Here is a 15,166-nt window from a genome sequence, read left to right on the forward strand (position 1 = left end):
ATGGCAAGTATTCAATTAACCCCAGAACTTGAACTAGAAGAAAATCTAATCAACCAATTAATCAGTGGAGATTCTAAATGGGAGTATCGTCCAGAGCTAAACACTGAAGAAAAGTTGTGGGAAAATTTCAAAGATAAGCTAGAATATAATAACCAAGATGTGCTAAACGGCGTTCCTATAACGGAAAAAGAATTTCAACAAATCAAAACCAAACTAGACTTTTCAAATTTTTATGAAGCGGCGAAATGGCTCTCAGGCGAAAATGGCGTAGCAAAAATAGAAGTGCAACGAGAAGATGCTAGTTTAAAAACGATGTATTTACGAGTAATTAAACGAGAAGACATTGCAGCGGGTATGTCTTCTTATGAAGTAATCAATCAATTTCAAAGCCGTAAAAAAGATGAAACAGATCGTAGCCGTCGTTTTGATATAACGTTGTTGATTAATGGTTTACCAATGGTTCATATTGAACTCAAAAATCGGGCGCATCCTTATATGGATGCTTTTCGTCAGATAAAAAAATATCTCGTTCAGGGAAAGTTTACGGGCATTTTTTCCGCCGTTCAAATGTTTGTTGTATCTAATGCTAGTGAGACAAGATATATTGCTGCTGCAACAGATACAAAATTAAATGAACAGTTTTTAACTACTTGGGTAGATGAAAATAATCAACCTGTTGTAGACTATTTGGCATTTGCTGAGGCTGTTCTATCCATTCCACAAGCACATAAAATGGTCACGCAATATACTGTCATTGATAGCAAACGAAAGTCTTTGATCTTACTACGCCCGTATCAAATTCATGCGATTGAAGCGATTAAAGCAGCCTCAAAAAATCAAGAATCGGGTTTTGTTTGGCATACAACGGGTTCGGGTAAAACACTAACGTCCTATAAAGTAGCACGTAATCTATTGCAAATTCCAAGTATTCATAAAACCATCTTTATCGTAGATCGAGTAGACTTGGATCAACAAACATCTGCTTCTTTTAGTTCCTATGCAGATAATGACATCATCGACATAGACGAAACAGATGATGTCACTGATTTAATTGGAAAATTAGTCTCAAATGATCGCAATAAAGTGATTGTCACGACTATTCAAAAGCTCAATTATTTAATGGATCGCTTTAAAGGAAAAGAACATAAGAAAAACTATCAAAAATTAAGACAACTTAAGTTAGCATTTATTGTAGATGAATGTCATCGTGCTATATCAGCCAAAAAGAAGAAAGAGATTGAACAGTTCTTTCAAAAATCGTTATGGTACGGCTTTACAGGAACACCGATTTTTAAAGAGAATGCGAAAGCTCAAGTGGGGAATCTTGCCCGAACAACAAAACAATTATATGGCAGATGCTTGCACGATTATACGGTAAAAGATGCGATTCATGATAAAGCAGTATTAGGCTTTCAAGTAGAATATCAAAGAACATTCGACGAAGAAGAATTAAATGACTATCTAGTCAAAAAGGATTCTGATCTTGAAATTGATGACCTGTCAATGATTGAAAAAGAATCCTATATTGGCAGAGATGTATTCGAAAATGAGAAGCACATGCTGGAAGTCATTCATTCGATTATTAATAAATCTCGTTTGAAATTTGGGTTCGATAAAGGGCCAGGGAAAACCTATAATGCGATTTTAACTACTTCATCAATTAATCAAGCACAAAAATATTATCAGCTATTTAAAAAGGTTATGGCAGGCGAAACCACTGTCAAGATAAGTGAGAAAACCAAAAGAGTTTTGCCAGACTTTCCAAAAATCGCAATTACTTATTCTATTTCTGAAAATGAAGAAGCTTCTGAATTTAATCAAGAGCAGATGAAAGAATCCATTCAAGACTATAACAAAATGTACGGTACTAGATATTCATTAGAAAGTATTCGTGCGTATAATCGTAATGTCAATGATCGTTTAGCAAGGAAACAAGAGAAGTATTTATTTAGAGAGGAACAACTTGATTTAGTGATTGTCGTTGATCGCTTATTAACGGGGTTTGATGCTCCTTGTTTGTCGACTTTGTTCATTGATCGTTCGCCAATGCAACCCCATGAATTGATTCAAGCTTTTTCAAGAACCAATCGTTTATTTGATGCGAAAAAACATTATGGGCAAGTCGTTACGTTTCAACTGCCAGAAACATACAATGAAAAAGTAACAGAGGCATTGATTTTGTACTCAAATGGTGGGGAAGATGATGTGTTGGCACCTACATGGGAAGAAGCACAAGAAGCCTTAAGGCTAGCAATAGCAGACCTTAGAGAAATTGCCGAGACACCAGAAATGGTCAATGAATTAAATAAAGCAGAAAAGAAAAAATTTGCAAAAGCGTATCAAAAATTAGATCGAACCTTTTCCGCAGTCCAAGTGTATACAGAATTTGACATTGAAAAGCTTGAACAAAATTACCAAATTAACGTGGAAGAAATTGAAGAATATCATGGGAAATATGTAAATGTGATTGAAGAATTAAAACCAGATCCAATTGATCCAGAAAAAGCAATTGATATTGATATTGAATATGAATTAGAATCGGTTAATACAGATGAAATCAATTATGAATACATTCTGTTACTGATTCAAGCTTTTGTGCCAAAATCATCGAAAGAAGAACAACAAGAGGAACAAGATACAGAGCCAACGGTTATGGATTCGAAAGAAATCACTAAATATTTAGATGACTTAGAACGAGGGAATCCTAAATTGGCAGTTCTCATGAAGGATTTGTGGTTTGCTATTCAAAATAATCCAGAAAATTATCGCGGAAAGCAAGTATCAACATTGTTAGAGGAAATGATTCAACGCACTATTCAATCTTTGGTAAAAGAATTTTCAAAAAAATGGTTTGTGAATCCAGCAGAATTGTCTTTTGTTATTCGGAATTACAATCCAGTCAAAGAAAAGCAAATTGGTGAAGCTGAATTAAAACATACCAGCAACTACGAAGCCTATAAAGAACATACAGAGCAGCCAGTAAGAAAGCTTGAGTATTGGAAAGAAGTAAAACAAGCCTATTCAGAAATGATTCTTAGAGATGTTTTACCGTTACAAAAGAGATAAAATTCGAGATGCTACATGATAAACAGTGTGGTGTCTCGTCTTTTACTTGTTAATAATCAAAATAATTATGACATGAATTGTATTTTGTGTTGCTTCAAAAAAGAAATAATACGTTGGTTGAAACGGATGGTAAGGAGTAGCAATAAGATGGAAACAGATAAAATTGAAAAATCAGATACGGAATGTTCAAAAGAACGTATTGTTGTTATTGGAAATGGATTTGACTTAAGTTTAGGAATCAAAAGTTCATATGTCGACTTCTTAAATTATGTTACCAATCAGAAAGAATTGAAATCGAGTGAGGATATCTATAATTTTAACCGAATTTTTGTGCAAGAATTCAATGGTACATCATTAAATTGGTGTGACTTTGAAACAATGTTTGAAAATCAAATGCGAGAAATCAATGAAGAAAGTAATAGGAATGAGTTTAAACAAACCAAAAAGTTTCATGTAAATCAACTAAATAAAGATTTACGAGCATTGGAAAAGTCTTTTTTTGATTATCTAAAACGAGAATATGAACGTTGGGAAAGTAAAAGTAATACGAAAAAAATGAGAATAAACTCTTTTTACAAAAGACTTCTTGAAAGTGAAAAGACGAAAGTAATAAGCTTTAATTTTACAAATTCTATTGAAAAAATACAAGAAGTTATCGGAGCAGAAAATAAACATCTGGGTGTGCCAACGAAAAAAGCTAATAAAATTTTTCAACTGCACGGTTCGTTAGATAAGAATAATATTATTTTTGGCGGAGGTTTTACAGGCAGTGAATTCGCTTCTAAAATGTCTGTGGAAAGTTCTGTAGAAAATGATAAATTAGTCCGAGTAAAAAAAGATTCAACGTTGTTTTCTGATAGAGAAAAATTATTAGAAGAATTAGATGCTACTGCAGAAAATAAACTTGATTTATTTATTTTAGGGCATTCTATCGCTGGAAGTGATTTTGTTTTTTTGAAGCCATTTTTTGAAAAAGCGGAGAAAATTTACTTATTTTATTACGATCAGGATTACTCTTACAAATTACAGTTTATCATTCAAACGTTAGGAAAAGAATACGCAGAAAAAATATACTTAGTTCCTTTTTTCGATGTATTTATGGAAGTGAATGAAAAAAATCGTGTCCTAAAAAGCTTAGAAGATTATGAAGTAATAAAAAATATGTTTAATTTTCCCATGCCACAAAATGACTATTTCGGAGAATTTGATATGTTAGCTAATAACTTTGTATTTCGGCAGATAAAACAAATTAAAATCGAACGAACAGTAGATGTTGAAAAAATTCTAGAGATTTTCGAAAAACTAAATGTAGAAAAATTGAGTATTGAGGAAGATTTTTCTATTACGTTACAAGGAATTAGGGACGAAGAACTTTTTGATCGATTATTAGAGAATAAAGTATTTCAAAAAGCACTTAAACAAGTCACTGTCATAGAAATTAAAGAATGTAATTTAAACTTTGATAAATTAGTTTCGCTGCTAGATGATAAGACGTCTATCATGTCTATCCAACATTTAACATTAACCAAAAACATAATTAGCTATGAAAATGATTCTTTAGATATTTCAATTTTTGAAGAGTTAGACAATTTAGAATTAATCGGAAATGAGTTTATTTCACTTCAAGAAAAAAATCTTGGTTTGGTTATCAGCTCAATGAGAAAAAATAAGTTGTTAAATCTTGAAGTTCGTGAAAATACAAAATTAATTGTAGCTGAATCATTATGCAACAACTCGCCAATAGCAAAAGAGATGATCCTTACCATTACAATGAATGATGGTAATTTTACCATTCCTAAAGTTGAATGGTTAGAGTTGGTTGGGTATGGGGGAGATCAAGATGAAGAAAGTTTCTCAGACTTACCTGAACTACCAGAATTAGCAATTTCGGAGTCAGTCAAAGGGATTCGATTGTCAGATTTTAAGATAGATTCACTTAAATTATCAACACTATTTGAATCAAACAATCAAATGCCAAAGCTACCCAATTTAGAATATATTGAATTAGAGAATATTAGTATTAGCTGGGAGCAACTTACAGTAGATGTTTTATGCAATGTTTTTCTCGAGAATACAGATCCTTATATTAGTTTAAATGGTGACCAACAATCATTTTCAGATTTATTATGTAATGGGAAACAAGAAATCAACCTTCAAGAAGAAAATCAGGCTGCTATACTTCTTGAAACGGAAGCAGATTTTAAAAATGAGCCGCTATTGGATGTTCAAGAGATTAATGAAAATCCCAATGTAAGTGATTCTATAGAAGAATATCAAAGTGATAAGCAACCATTCTTGACTATTGATGAAAAACCTGCAATAGAGAAGCTTCTAAATGATTTTGCTAATAAATGGTGTTTAGATCTTAGTAGTTTAAAATTTTCAGTAAAAAATTATCAGGCAGGGACTCAGCAGCAAATTGGAGAAGCAGATTTAAAAAAATCTGCTAATTATGACGCTTATAAAGCTAAAACTAGTAACCCAGTTTCTAGGCTGAACTATTGGTTAGTCATCAAGAAAGAGTATAAAAAATTAATTGATCAAATGTATTCGGAACTATCTATTTGATAAAACTATCTTACTGAATTTCCTGTAACTGTTATTTTTTCTAATCTATTCATAGTTAGAACTTGTTTGTTCACTTGTTCGGTGAGTGAGTCATAATTATTTTTAAAGAGTTGAAACAATTGAGAACAAGCGTAATACTGTTTCACAACCTGTTTCTTATTAATCGGCGTATTTGGATTCGTAAAATACTTCTCCAAAACCACCAATGGTTCTTGCCATGATTGCAAGCGTTCAACCGTATCTCTAAGATCAATAATTTCATGATAAGGAACAGCTTTAATACAAAGTGCAGAATTTTTCATAAGTAAGTTCTCCTTTTTATTGTTTATTTAAGCAACAATCAACAATTGAGAAAAAGAAAAAACGATAGAGATTGCCGTCTCTATCGTTGGGATGACTAACAGACTATAGCGCATTTCTTAGCCCAACTTGAAGAAATTTCAAAAACTGTCTAGAAATTCTTACAAAAATTAGGTACAATAAAGAAGCTAGTGCTACGGTACTAGTAATCAGGCAACTTGGATAGATAGGTTGTGATGTCTATTCCGGGCTTCATTTACAGGGTGGTACCAGTAAATGAAGTGCCTATTTTTTTATTCTTTTTCTCAAAGTCTATAGGATAGCAACAAAAAAACGACTACAGTTACACCTGCAATCGTTGACAATAGGCACGTCAAAAAACGGTTATTTTTACTCGTTTGTACTTGGAAGGAGAAAATCTGCGGTCTTCTGGTAGACAAAAGTATGTAAAAATAAGAATATGACTTACACTATTGGCGATTTGCTTAAGCAGGTTGCACTGTTCAATCAAAACTTCTCTAGTTTGGTTGGTAGCCAGGTCAGGAAGTGCCAATTATTTATTTTTATCGTTAGGAGCAACAACCACAAATCCACTCATTTCTGGCTAAGTGAATTGTTGCTATTCTTCCTTGTTAATTATTTCTATCCTATGGCTATTAGTATACCTAAATAAACAGCTGTTCGCAATAAAAAATCTTATATTTCTTGATTAAATAACACTAAAAACAGCGCTCCTTATATATAAGGGAAAATAACAAATTTTTTTCTATTTCTTGTCAAATAGTCAACTGTTTTTAAGTCCATTCAGTAAAGCATTTTAAATCGGAATGAGAATGCCAAATCAAACGAATAATATTTTTATCCTATAAATAATACTATTTTATTATGTATTATATAAAAAAATATTATTTGATTTATAAAAATGATGACTATTTATAATATATTTGTTATTATGTGGGTGAAACTATTACTTGGAGGGATAAAAATGGGTAGAAAAGTGTTTGTCAGTCATTGTTATAAAGATCGACGTTATGGTGATGTATTTGTACAGTTGTTAAAAAAATTTGGTTTTCGTGAAGAAGATATTTTTTACAGTTCCAGCCCTGAAACAGGTGTAAAACCAGGTGAACAAATTTTTGATCGTTTGAAAAAAGAATTAGAAGATAGTCCGATTGTTCTTTATTTTTTATCCGATCATTATTACCAAAGCGTTCCTTGCCTGAATGAAATGGGCGCTTCTTGGATTACGACAGATACACATTATCCAATAGCTTTACCACATTTTTCACCTAGTAAGATCAAAGGAGCAATTGGTTCAGATCGTTTAGCTCTATTGTTAAATAAAGAGTTAGATGCAATACAAGTGTGTGATTTAATAAGTGCTATTCGAGAAAAAGCAGGCGTTGTTTTACCAGATGAGTTGAAGTACCGAGAAATAGAAAGCGTTAAACCAAGTTTTGATAAGCTGAAGCATTATATTCAGATGGAAGATTATTTGATTCCAGATGAGGAAGGTGTATTTGAAACGATGCTTTGTGAAGAGCGTATGATAAAAAGTGAAAAAAAAGATCAGTATGCTTGTTTTAAATTAAGTAAACCAATTGCTAAAACGTTTATTGATGTAGAAAAAATGTCAAAAAAAGACAATCACTGGTTATTTTTCAACAAGAGCTGGGGAAATTTTGAATCTGGAGATACCGTTCAATTTAAGCTAAATGAAGAAGCTCCTTATTTTGGTGAGAGATTTTTTAAAGATATAGGAAAATGCAAAAATATCTACGTTTCTCATTTGGAAAAAATAGAGTAACTGCTAAAAAATGGAGGCTGTCTAAATGATGGAATGGAATCGATTAGTAGGAACATTCAGAATTTCTTTGAAAAGTGATAAAGTTTGGCCTAATGATAAATTAACACATAAAAATTACCTTCTAGAATTAAATATGGCTTTTAACAGTGATTATCGTCGGGTAATTAAGAGTGACTCTTTTAGACGGCTACAGGATAAGACACAAGTTTTTCCTTTAGAGAGAAATGATTTTGTTCGTACTCGTTTGACTCATAGTTTGGAAGTTGCGATGCACACAAGAGATCTATTAACAGGTGTCATTAGTAAATTGAATAAAAAAGGAATGAAAAGCGACGAACTAAACGAAAGCTTCCGTTTGTTGGAAACAGCCGCTCTGATTCATGACATTGGAAATCCTCCTTTCGGTCATTTTGGCGAAGAAGCGATTCGGATTTGGTTTAGCAAAAAAGGTGAATTCCTTCCTTGTTGGTCTTCTTTTACAAAGCAGCAAAAAGAAGATTTTTTGAGATTTGAAGGGAATGCCCAAACGATACGTTTACTCACTAAACTTCATAATGATAATGGTTCTTCAGAAACTGGGATGAATCTCACTGCATCAACATTAGATGCAGTCATAAAGTATACTGCTAGTGCAGATGAGGTAGATAAGAAGGACTTACTGACAAAGAAAGTTGGTTACTTTTATTCGGAAGAAAAGGTATTTAAAAATATCAAATTTGTAACGGGCACGACTGGCAATCGACATCCATTGGTATTTTTACTTGAAGCAGCAGATGATATCGCTTATACCTTTTCAGACATTGAAGATGCTTATAACTATGGTTTGTATAGTTATAGAAAATTAAAGTCATTTATTGATGAAAAAACTGGAACCGATAAATTTTTAGTTAATGTTGGCTCAGAAGCTGCAACCATTCAAGATTTTTTACGGGAAACGCAAAAAAAAGTTTATCAAAGTGCTAGTAAAACCTTTGTGGATCACTACGATGAAATAATGTCTGGCACCTTTCATGAAGAAATTATTAATGAAGAATGTGACGAAGTGAAATGTTTTCATGCGTTAAAAGAGTTCTCTTATACGTATATTTTTCAAACAAAGACTATACTAGATCAAGAAGTTCTTGGATTTAATATTATTAATCGTCTATTAGATGAATTTATTCCTGTTGTCTTGAAATATGATAAAGAACCGATGAACAAATATGAGGAACGGTTATTCAACAACTTACCTAGAAGTGCTGAAGATTTATATGCGAGAGAAGCAGATGGTTGTTGTGAATCAGACAAAGATTATTATCGTTTGAAAATGGCAGTGGATTTCGTATGTAGCATGACGGATGGGTATGCTAAGAAACTGCATGATACGTTGTTTAATTAGTATAGTTTGCCTTTTTTATGTAACAGAAGAAGATAGGATTGATGAGAAAAATAATGTTATTAATAAAAGAAGTGAAATACAATTTTTGTTATGATAGTTCACTTCTTCTTTTACTATTAGTAATCAAAAAAATTCTGTCTGTCCATCATTTTATTGGCTACAAAAATGGTGATTAAAGATAGAAAATTATTCTAAAAAAGAAATAGCTTGAATTATAAGGTACTATATGTAGCTAGAAAACTAGCTGAAATAATCATTTTCAAAACATATCACAGAAAACTTTACTTTCTTCGCATTGTTCTCACCTAAAATGTTTACATTTACCAAGCTATAGTGTACTATTTAAAGGTATGCATAACATAAATTCATGTATAAAATTAAGTTATTCGGAGGGAAACAAATGTCTGCGAAATGGGAAAAAAAAGGCACCAATGATGGTGTGTTAACTTTTTCAGTTGATCAAACTCTAATTGAAAAAGGCTTGAAACAAGCATTCGATAAAGTCAAAAAAAATCTTAACGTACCAGGATTCCGTAAAGGAAAAGTGTCACGTCAAGTATTCAACCGTATGTACGGCGAAGAAGCATTATATGAAGATGCTTTGAACGCAGTTTTACCAGAAGTATATGAAGCGGCTGTGAAAGAAGCTGGAATCGATCCTGTAGCTCAACCTAAAATTGATGTTGAAAGCATGAATAAGGGTGAAGATTGGGTGGTAACTGCTGAAGTAACTGTAAAACCTGAAGTAAAATTAGGCGAATACAAAAACTTAACAGTTGAAAAACAAGACCGTGAAGTAACAGACGAAGACGTAGATGCACGCATCCAACGTGAATTAGAATCACAAGCTGAACTAGTAATCAAAGAAGATGAAGCAGCTGTTGATGGCGACACTGTGGTCATTGATTTTGAAGGATTCAAAGATGGCGTTGCTTTTGAAGGTGGAAAAGGCGAGAACTATTCTCTTGAATTAGGTTCTAACTCTTTCATTCCAGGTTTTGAAGAACAATTAGTTGGTAAAAAAGCTGGAGAAGAAGTTGAAGTAAAAGTAACATTCCCAGAAGATTACCAAGCAGAAGATTTAGCTGGTAAAGAAGCTGTTTTCCAAGTGAAAGTTCACGAAGTGAAAGCAAAAGAATTACCAACATTAGATGATGAATTTGCTAAAGACGTTGATGATTCAGTAGAATCATTAGACGAATTAAAAGAAAAATACCGTAAAGAATTAACAGAATCTAAAGAAGCTGCTGCAACAGAAGCAAAAGACGAAGCAGCAATCCGTCAAGCTGTTGATAATTCTGAAATCGTTGATCTTCCACATGTTATGGTACATGATGAAGTTCACCGTTCAATGGATGAATTCTTAAACAATATGCAACGTCAAGGCATCGCTCCAGATATGTACTATCAATTAACTGGAACAACTGAAGCTGACTTGCACAAACAATTTGAAGCGGAAGCAGAAGTTCGTACGAAAACAAACCTTGTAATCGAAGCGATTGCTAAAGCTGAAAATATCGAAGTATCACAAGAAGATATGGACAATGAAATCAAAGAATTATCTGAACAATACAACATGCCTATCGATCAAGTGAAAAAAGTTTTAACAGAAGATATGTTAAAACATGATATTCGCATGAAACGTGCAGTAGAAGTAATTACTGAAACTGCAACTGAAAAATAAAACGAATTTAAAAGACATTCCTGAGTGATTAGGAATGTCTTTTTTTAAGATTATTTAACATTGGTTTAATAGATTACTTAAACAGTTTCTATGTTAAAATTAAGTAGTTGATAGTGTTTGGTTTAACCAGTTAACTAAAGCATGATAAACAAGAAGGCCTTCTTCTTTTGTTAAATCACTGTCAAAATCATGAGGAAGATGTTCAATTTCTTCATAAGTAACATTTGGGATTATACTTTCCGCCATTCGAGATGCGTCAACAGGCACATCTTCGTCAGCCGAACTGTGAGTCAAAAAAGTAGCTGGTAATTTAACTAATTCAGTATTTGTAAGACTATAGGTTTCTTTCTCATTAGGTTTACTGACCAAATAGCTTAGCCAATTACCAAATTGACGGCCGGATAAGTAAAGAGAAAAGCGTTCATTAATAGAAGCATTTGTAACTGGTTTAGAATGAATCATTGTTTGAGCAGCCATTGGAGCTACCTTAGGAAACTGATTGTAGTAGCTGTTAGGTTGACTGAAGGCTGGGTTAGTCAACTCATAATACCCATAAAAACTGATTAATCCTTTTTGTTCTGGCAGAGGATGACGGGCAGATAAAAGATATGCCAGAAATCCTCCAGCAGAACGTCCGAATAAGAAATAATCCGGTTTTTCCAATCCTAGAGTAGTTTGATAATTTTTCAAAAACCAATCAATGCTTTCTTGCAAGCAACTATAAATAGTCGAAAGTTTAACTTCCGGCGCTAATGGATAATCAATGGTAAGTAAGTTATAACCATTTTTCGTTAAAAGCTGACAGTACGCTTCGGGTAAATCATCACGATTTCCATAAAGTAAGCCGCCTCCGTGGAAATAAAGTAATGTAGCTTTGGCAGAAGTTGCATCGGGATCAGAATAAAAAGTCATGGATAAATCTAAATCATTCAGTTGGCTATAGCAAAATTGTTGTTTTATCATGGAAAGTCCTCCTAATGTAAAAATTGGCATATGAAACTTGATAGTTTCACTAACTTATTTCTATTTTAACCCAAATAACCCCAGTCTTTATGTTTAATGCGCACAAAGATAGGAGTTAATTTGTGAAGTGTGGATAGTGTATGAAAACCGGCAACCGCTTACAATAGTTATGATAATAAAAGAGGGAGATGTATCGAATGGATTTAAAAAAAGTTTTACAACAAAATATTGATCAAATATCTAATATTGGTAACGATCCAACAGGTGGAATGACACGTTTATTGTATTCAGATTCTTGGTTGGAAGCACAAAAAGCTGTAAAAGAAAATTTGGAAACTATTGGTATGACTGCTACATTTGATGAAATCGGTAATCTCTTTGGTAGAGTAGAAGGAACAGAACATCCAGAAGAAACAATTTTATCTGGTTCTCACATTGACACGGTTGTAAATGGTGGGAACTTAGACGGACAATTTGGTGTTATTGCAGCTTATGTTGCGATTCAGTATTTACTAGAAACACATGGTAAACCAAAACGTTCATTAGAAATTATTTCAATGGCTGAAGAAGAAGGAAGCCGATTCCCAACGGTTTTCTGGGGTAGTAAAAACTTTGTAGGTGAAGCGAAAAAAGAAGATGTTATTGAAATCGCTGACTTTGAAGGATTGAAATTCGTTGATGAAATGAAGCGTCATGGTTTTGACTTTAGAGATGAAAGTAAACCAGCTAGAGACGATATTAAAGCATTTGTAGAAATCCATATTGAACAAGGAACAGTTCTTGAGAAAGAACATTTACAAATTGGCGTTGTTAATAATATTGCAGGTCAAAGACGTTATACAATCGTATTAAAAGGTGAAGCCAATCATGCTGGTACAACTCCAATGGGGTATCGTAAAGATGCTGTTTATGGTTTTGCAAAGATTTGTTCACAAGCTATTGATCGTGCGTTAGAAGTGGGTGATCCATTAGTATTAACTTTTGGTAAAGTTGAACCTAAACCTAATACAGTTAATGTTGTTCCAGGTGAAGTACTGTTTACAATGGACTGCCGTCATACTGACAGCGGAGAACTTCATGCCTTCACAAAAGAGATTGAAGAACTAATGAAAAAAATTGCAGCTGAGCATGGCTTAGAAATTGATATTGATTTATGGATGGACGAAGCTCCAGTACCAATGAATGAAGAAATTGTTTCCGCTATTGAAACTGCAGCTAAATCTGAAAACATGAAATATAAAGTAATGCATAGTGGTGCTGGACATGATTCTCAAATCATCGCACCACACTTCCCAACAGCTATGATTTTTGTTCCAAGTATTAATGGCATCAGCCACAATCCAGCAGAAGCCACTGATATTGATGATTTAGTTAATGGTGTGAAAGTATTAGCTAGTACCTTATATGAATTAGCTTATAAATAAGAGAAAGTAGGAAAGTCTAAAATGGGTTATAAAAATAATCAAACAGGTTATCTTGATGGCTTATTGTCATCAAGAGCTGTGATCAAAAAAAATAATTATGCGTTGATTCCTCATGACGGATTAGTAAACAACGTGATTCCTGGTTTTGAGAACTGTGATTGTTCGATTTTAGGTTCTAAACAATTAGGAGCAAATTTTGTAGACTATATTATTACGATGCATAAAGATGGTAAAAATCAACGAGGCTTCGGCGGAGAAGGTGTTGAAACGATCGTTTATGTTATTGATGGTGTTTTAAAAGTCAACGATGGAAAAGAAACTCATGAACTAACAAAAGGTGGATATGCTTATCTTCCAGCTAGCACGTTGATGTATTTAGAAAATGGTCAAGATTCTGATACAGAGATCTTTTTATACAAAAAACGCTATCAACCATTAGAAGGCTATGAAGCTCACAAAGTAGTTGGAAATGTCAATGATATGGAGCCAATCGAATATGAAGGAATGAAAGATGTTCTTTTATGGGACTTCTTACCGAAAGATTTAGGATTTGATATGAACTTCCATATTCTTTCATTTGAACCAGGAGCGAGCCATGGTTATATTGAGACCCATTATCAAGAACATGGCGCATACCTGCTTTCTGGAAAAGGAATGTATAACTTAGATAACGAATGGATGCCAGTAGAAAAAGGGGATTACATCTTCATGAGTTCGTATGTACAACAAGCTGCTTACGCTGCAGGACGTGACGAACCATTAATGTACGTGTATTCAAAAGATTGTAACCGTGATCCAGAAATCTAATTCTATGAAGAGGAAGTTTGAGTATGAATGAAACTGTTTTAGTGAAACCAGAGGAATTGCATGATTTAATCGAAAAAAAATTAGAAACAGCTGGTTTAAAACCAGAGCATGCAAATGAAGTGGCGACACATTTGGTATTTGCAGATGCAAGTGGTATCCACTCCCATGGAGCCGTTAGGGTAGAGTATTATGCAGAACAAATTGCTAAAGGTGGCGTAACGCTTGATCCTAAAATCGAGTTTGAAGAAACTGGACCAAGTTCAGGAATCGTTCATGGTAAAAATGGTGCTGGACAATTTGTTGCAGATGTTGGACTAGGTTATGCAATCGATATGGCAAAAAAATCCGGTGTAGCAGCTGTTGGGATTTCTAAAATTAGTCACAGTGGAGCGTTGTCGTACTATGTAAAAAAAGCAGCGCAGCAGGATTTAATTGCTATTGCAATGTGTCAATCAGACCCTATGGTTGTACCATTTGGCGGTAAAGAGAATTATTTTGGTACAAACCCAATTGCCTTTGCGGCTCCAAGAAAAGGACATGAACCAGTCGTCTTTGATATGGCAACGACCGTTCAAGCTTGGGGGAAAGTACTGGATGCTCGTTCTAAAAATATAGATATCCCAGATACATGGGCAGTTGATAAAGATGGAAAACCCACAACAAATCCCCATAAAGTAAATGGTTTATTACCAATTGCGGGACCAAAAGGTTATGGTTTGATGATGATGGTCGATATTTTATCTGGAATGCTTTTGGGCTTGCCGTTTGGTAAACATGTTTCATCGATGTATGATGATATATCTAAAGGGCGTAATGTAGGTCAAATGTATATTTTGATTGATCCAAAACGTTTCACTGATTTAGAGATGTTCAAAGAATCAGTAAATGGAATGGTAGAAGAACTACATGCGATTCCAGCAGCAGATGGGTTTAAACAAGTCTATTATCCTGGAGAAATCAATCAAATCAATTATGAAAAATCAATGACAGAGGGTATTGAAATTGTCAAAGATATTTATGATTATTTAAAGAGTGATACGCTTCATTTTGATCGTTATGAGAACACAAATGCTTTTGGCGAAAAAAAATAAAATGTACTGTGTTCAGCTTTGAAATATGCCAAGAAACGTAATAATGGTAGACGTTTATATTTCTTGGTAAAAAGTGGA

11 protein-coding genes are annotated in these 15,166 nt (G+C 33.5%); 9 read left to right on the top strand and 2 right to left on the bottom strand.

Features of this window, described 5'->3' with window-relative positions; genetic code table 11:
• Both AC4BB2_RS03770 and AC4BB2_RS03775 read left to right on the top strand, forming a co-directional pair.
• On the top strand, positions 1-3,066 hold the full coding sequence (locus AC4BB2_RS03770; protein WP_490474103.1) for a type I restriction endonuclease subunit R, EcoR124 family: 3,066 nt from the start codon (positions 1-3) through the stop codon (positions 3,064-3,066).
• A 147-nt stretch (positions 3,067-3,213) separates the two neighbouring features.
• Positions 3,214-5,634: an AbiH family protein gene (locus AC4BB2_RS03775; RefSeq protein WP_490474104.1), complete on the top strand. Its 2,421-nt coding sequence runs from the start codon at positions 3,214-3,216 to the stop codon at positions 5,632-5,634.
• A 5-nt stretch (positions 5,635-5,639) separates the two neighbouring features.
• Here AC4BB2_RS03775 and AC4BB2_RS03780 read toward each other — a convergent pair whose 3' ends face one another.
• Complete coding sequence (locus AC4BB2_RS03780; RefSeq protein WP_490474105.1) at positions 5,640-5,936, bottom strand: hypothetical protein; 297 nt, start codon at positions 5,934-5,936, stop codon at positions 5,640-5,642.
• A gap of 983 nt (positions 5,937-6,919) precedes the next feature.
• On the opposite strand from AC4BB2_RS03780, the gene AC4BB2_RS03785 reads away from it, so the two are divergent.
• The 4 genes from AC4BB2_RS03785 to tig all read left to right on the top strand — a co-directional run bounded on the left by AC4BB2_RS03785 (position 6,920) and on the right by tig (position 10,803).
• On the top strand, positions 6,920-7,741 hold the full coding sequence (locus AC4BB2_RS03785; RefSeq protein ID WP_490474106.1) for a toll/interleukin-1 receptor domain-containing protein: 822 nt from the start codon (positions 6,920-6,922) through the stop codon (positions 7,739-7,741).
• 25 nt (positions 7,742-7,766) lie between these two features.
• Positions 7,767-9,119: a deoxyguanosinetriphosphate triphosphohydrolase gene (locus AC4BB2_RS03790; protein ID WP_490474107.1), complete on the top strand. Its 1,353-nt coding sequence runs from the start codon at positions 7,767-7,769 to the stop codon at positions 9,117-9,119.
• Between the two features lie 41 nt (positions 9,120-9,160).
• A complete protein-coding gene (locus tag AC4BB2_RS03795; protein ID WP_490474108.1) occupies positions 9,161-9,295 on the top strand; it encodes a hypothetical protein in 135 nt (44 codons plus the stop codon).
• A 224-nt stretch (positions 9,296-9,519) separates the two neighbouring features.
• Positions 9,520-10,803: a trigger factor gene (tig, locus tag AC4BB2_RS03800; protein ID WP_490474109.1), complete on the top strand. Its 1,284-nt coding sequence runs from the start codon at positions 9,520-9,522 to the stop codon at positions 10,801-10,803.
• Between the two features lie 99 nt (positions 10,804-10,902).
• Here the strand turns inward: tig and AC4BB2_RS03805 are convergent, their stop codons facing one another.
• Positions 10,903-11,766, bottom strand: coding sequence for an alpha/beta hydrolase (locus tag AC4BB2_RS03805; RefSeq protein ID WP_490474110.1), 864 nt, complete (start codon positions 11,764-11,766; stop codon positions 10,903-10,905).
• A gap of 197 nt (positions 11,767-11,963) precedes the next feature.
• Here AC4BB2_RS03805 and allC point away from each other — a divergent pair, with 197 nt between their 5' ends.
• The 3 genes from allC to allD are packed head-to-tail and all read left to right on the top strand — an operon-like array spanning position 11,964 to position 15,088.
• Positions 11,964-13,190, top strand: a complete 1,227-nt coding sequence (gene allC, locus AC4BB2_RS03810; RefSeq protein ID WP_490474111.1) for an allantoate deiminase — start codon at positions 11,964-11,966, stop codon at positions 13,188-13,190.
• A gap of 21 nt (positions 13,191-13,211) precedes the next feature.
• Complete coding sequence (allE, locus tag AC4BB2_RS03815; protein WP_490474112.1) at positions 13,212-13,997, top strand: (S)-ureidoglycine aminohydrolase; 786 nt, start codon at positions 13,212-13,214, stop codon at positions 13,995-13,997.
• 23 nt (positions 13,998-14,020) lie between these two features.
• Positions 14,021-15,088, top strand: a complete 1,068-nt coding sequence (allD, locus tag AC4BB2_RS03820; protein WP_490474113.1) for an ureidoglycolate dehydrogenase — start codon at positions 14,021-14,023, stop codon at positions 15,086-15,088.
• The last annotated feature ends 78 nt before the right edge of the window (positions 15,089-15,166 follow it).

The organism is Enterococcus sp. AAFC-DPL-5146 (assembly GCF_058216635.1).

Bases quoted from the DNA above. Each gene is read 5' to 3' on its own strand.
- AC4BB2_RS03770 (WP_490474103.1), top strand. From the start codon at position 1: ATGGCAAGTATTCAATTAACCCCAGAACTTGAACTAGAAGAAAATCTA.
- AC4BB2_RS03775 (WP_490474104.1), top strand. From the start codon at position 3,214: ATGGAAACAGATAAAATTGAAAAATCAGATACGGAATGTTCAAAAGAA.
- AC4BB2_RS03780 (WP_490474105.1), bottom strand. From the start codon at position 5,936: ATGAAAAATTCTGCACTTTGTATTAAAGCTGTTCCTTATCATGAAATT.
- AC4BB2_RS03785 (WP_490474106.1), top strand. From the start codon at position 6,920: ATGGGTAGAAAAGTGTTTGTCAGTCATTGTTATAAAGATCGACGTTAT.
- AC4BB2_RS03790 (WP_490474107.1), top strand. From the start codon at position 7,767: ATGATGGAATGGAATCGATTAGTAGGAACATTCAGAATTTCTTTGAAA.
- AC4BB2_RS03795 (WP_490474108.1), top strand. From the start codon at position 9,161: ATGAGAAAAATAATGTTATTAATAAAAGAAGTGAAATACAATTTTTGT.
- tig (WP_490474109.1), top strand. From the start codon at position 9,520: ATGTCTGCGAAATGGGAAAAAAAAGGCACCAATGATGGTGTGTTAACT.
- AC4BB2_RS03805 (WP_490474110.1), bottom strand. From the start codon at position 11,766: ATGATAAAACAACAATTTTGCTATAGCCAACTGAATGATTTAGATTTA.
- allC (WP_490474111.1), top strand. From the start codon at position 11,964: ATGGATTTAAAAAAAGTTTTACAACAAAATATTGATCAAATATCTAAT.
- allE (WP_490474112.1), top strand. From the start codon at position 13,212: ATGGGTTATAAAAATAATCAAACAGGTTATCTTGATGGCTTATTGTCA.
- allD (WP_490474113.1), top strand. From the start codon at position 14,021: ATGAATGAAACTGTTTTAGTGAAACCAGAGGAATTGCATGATTTAATC.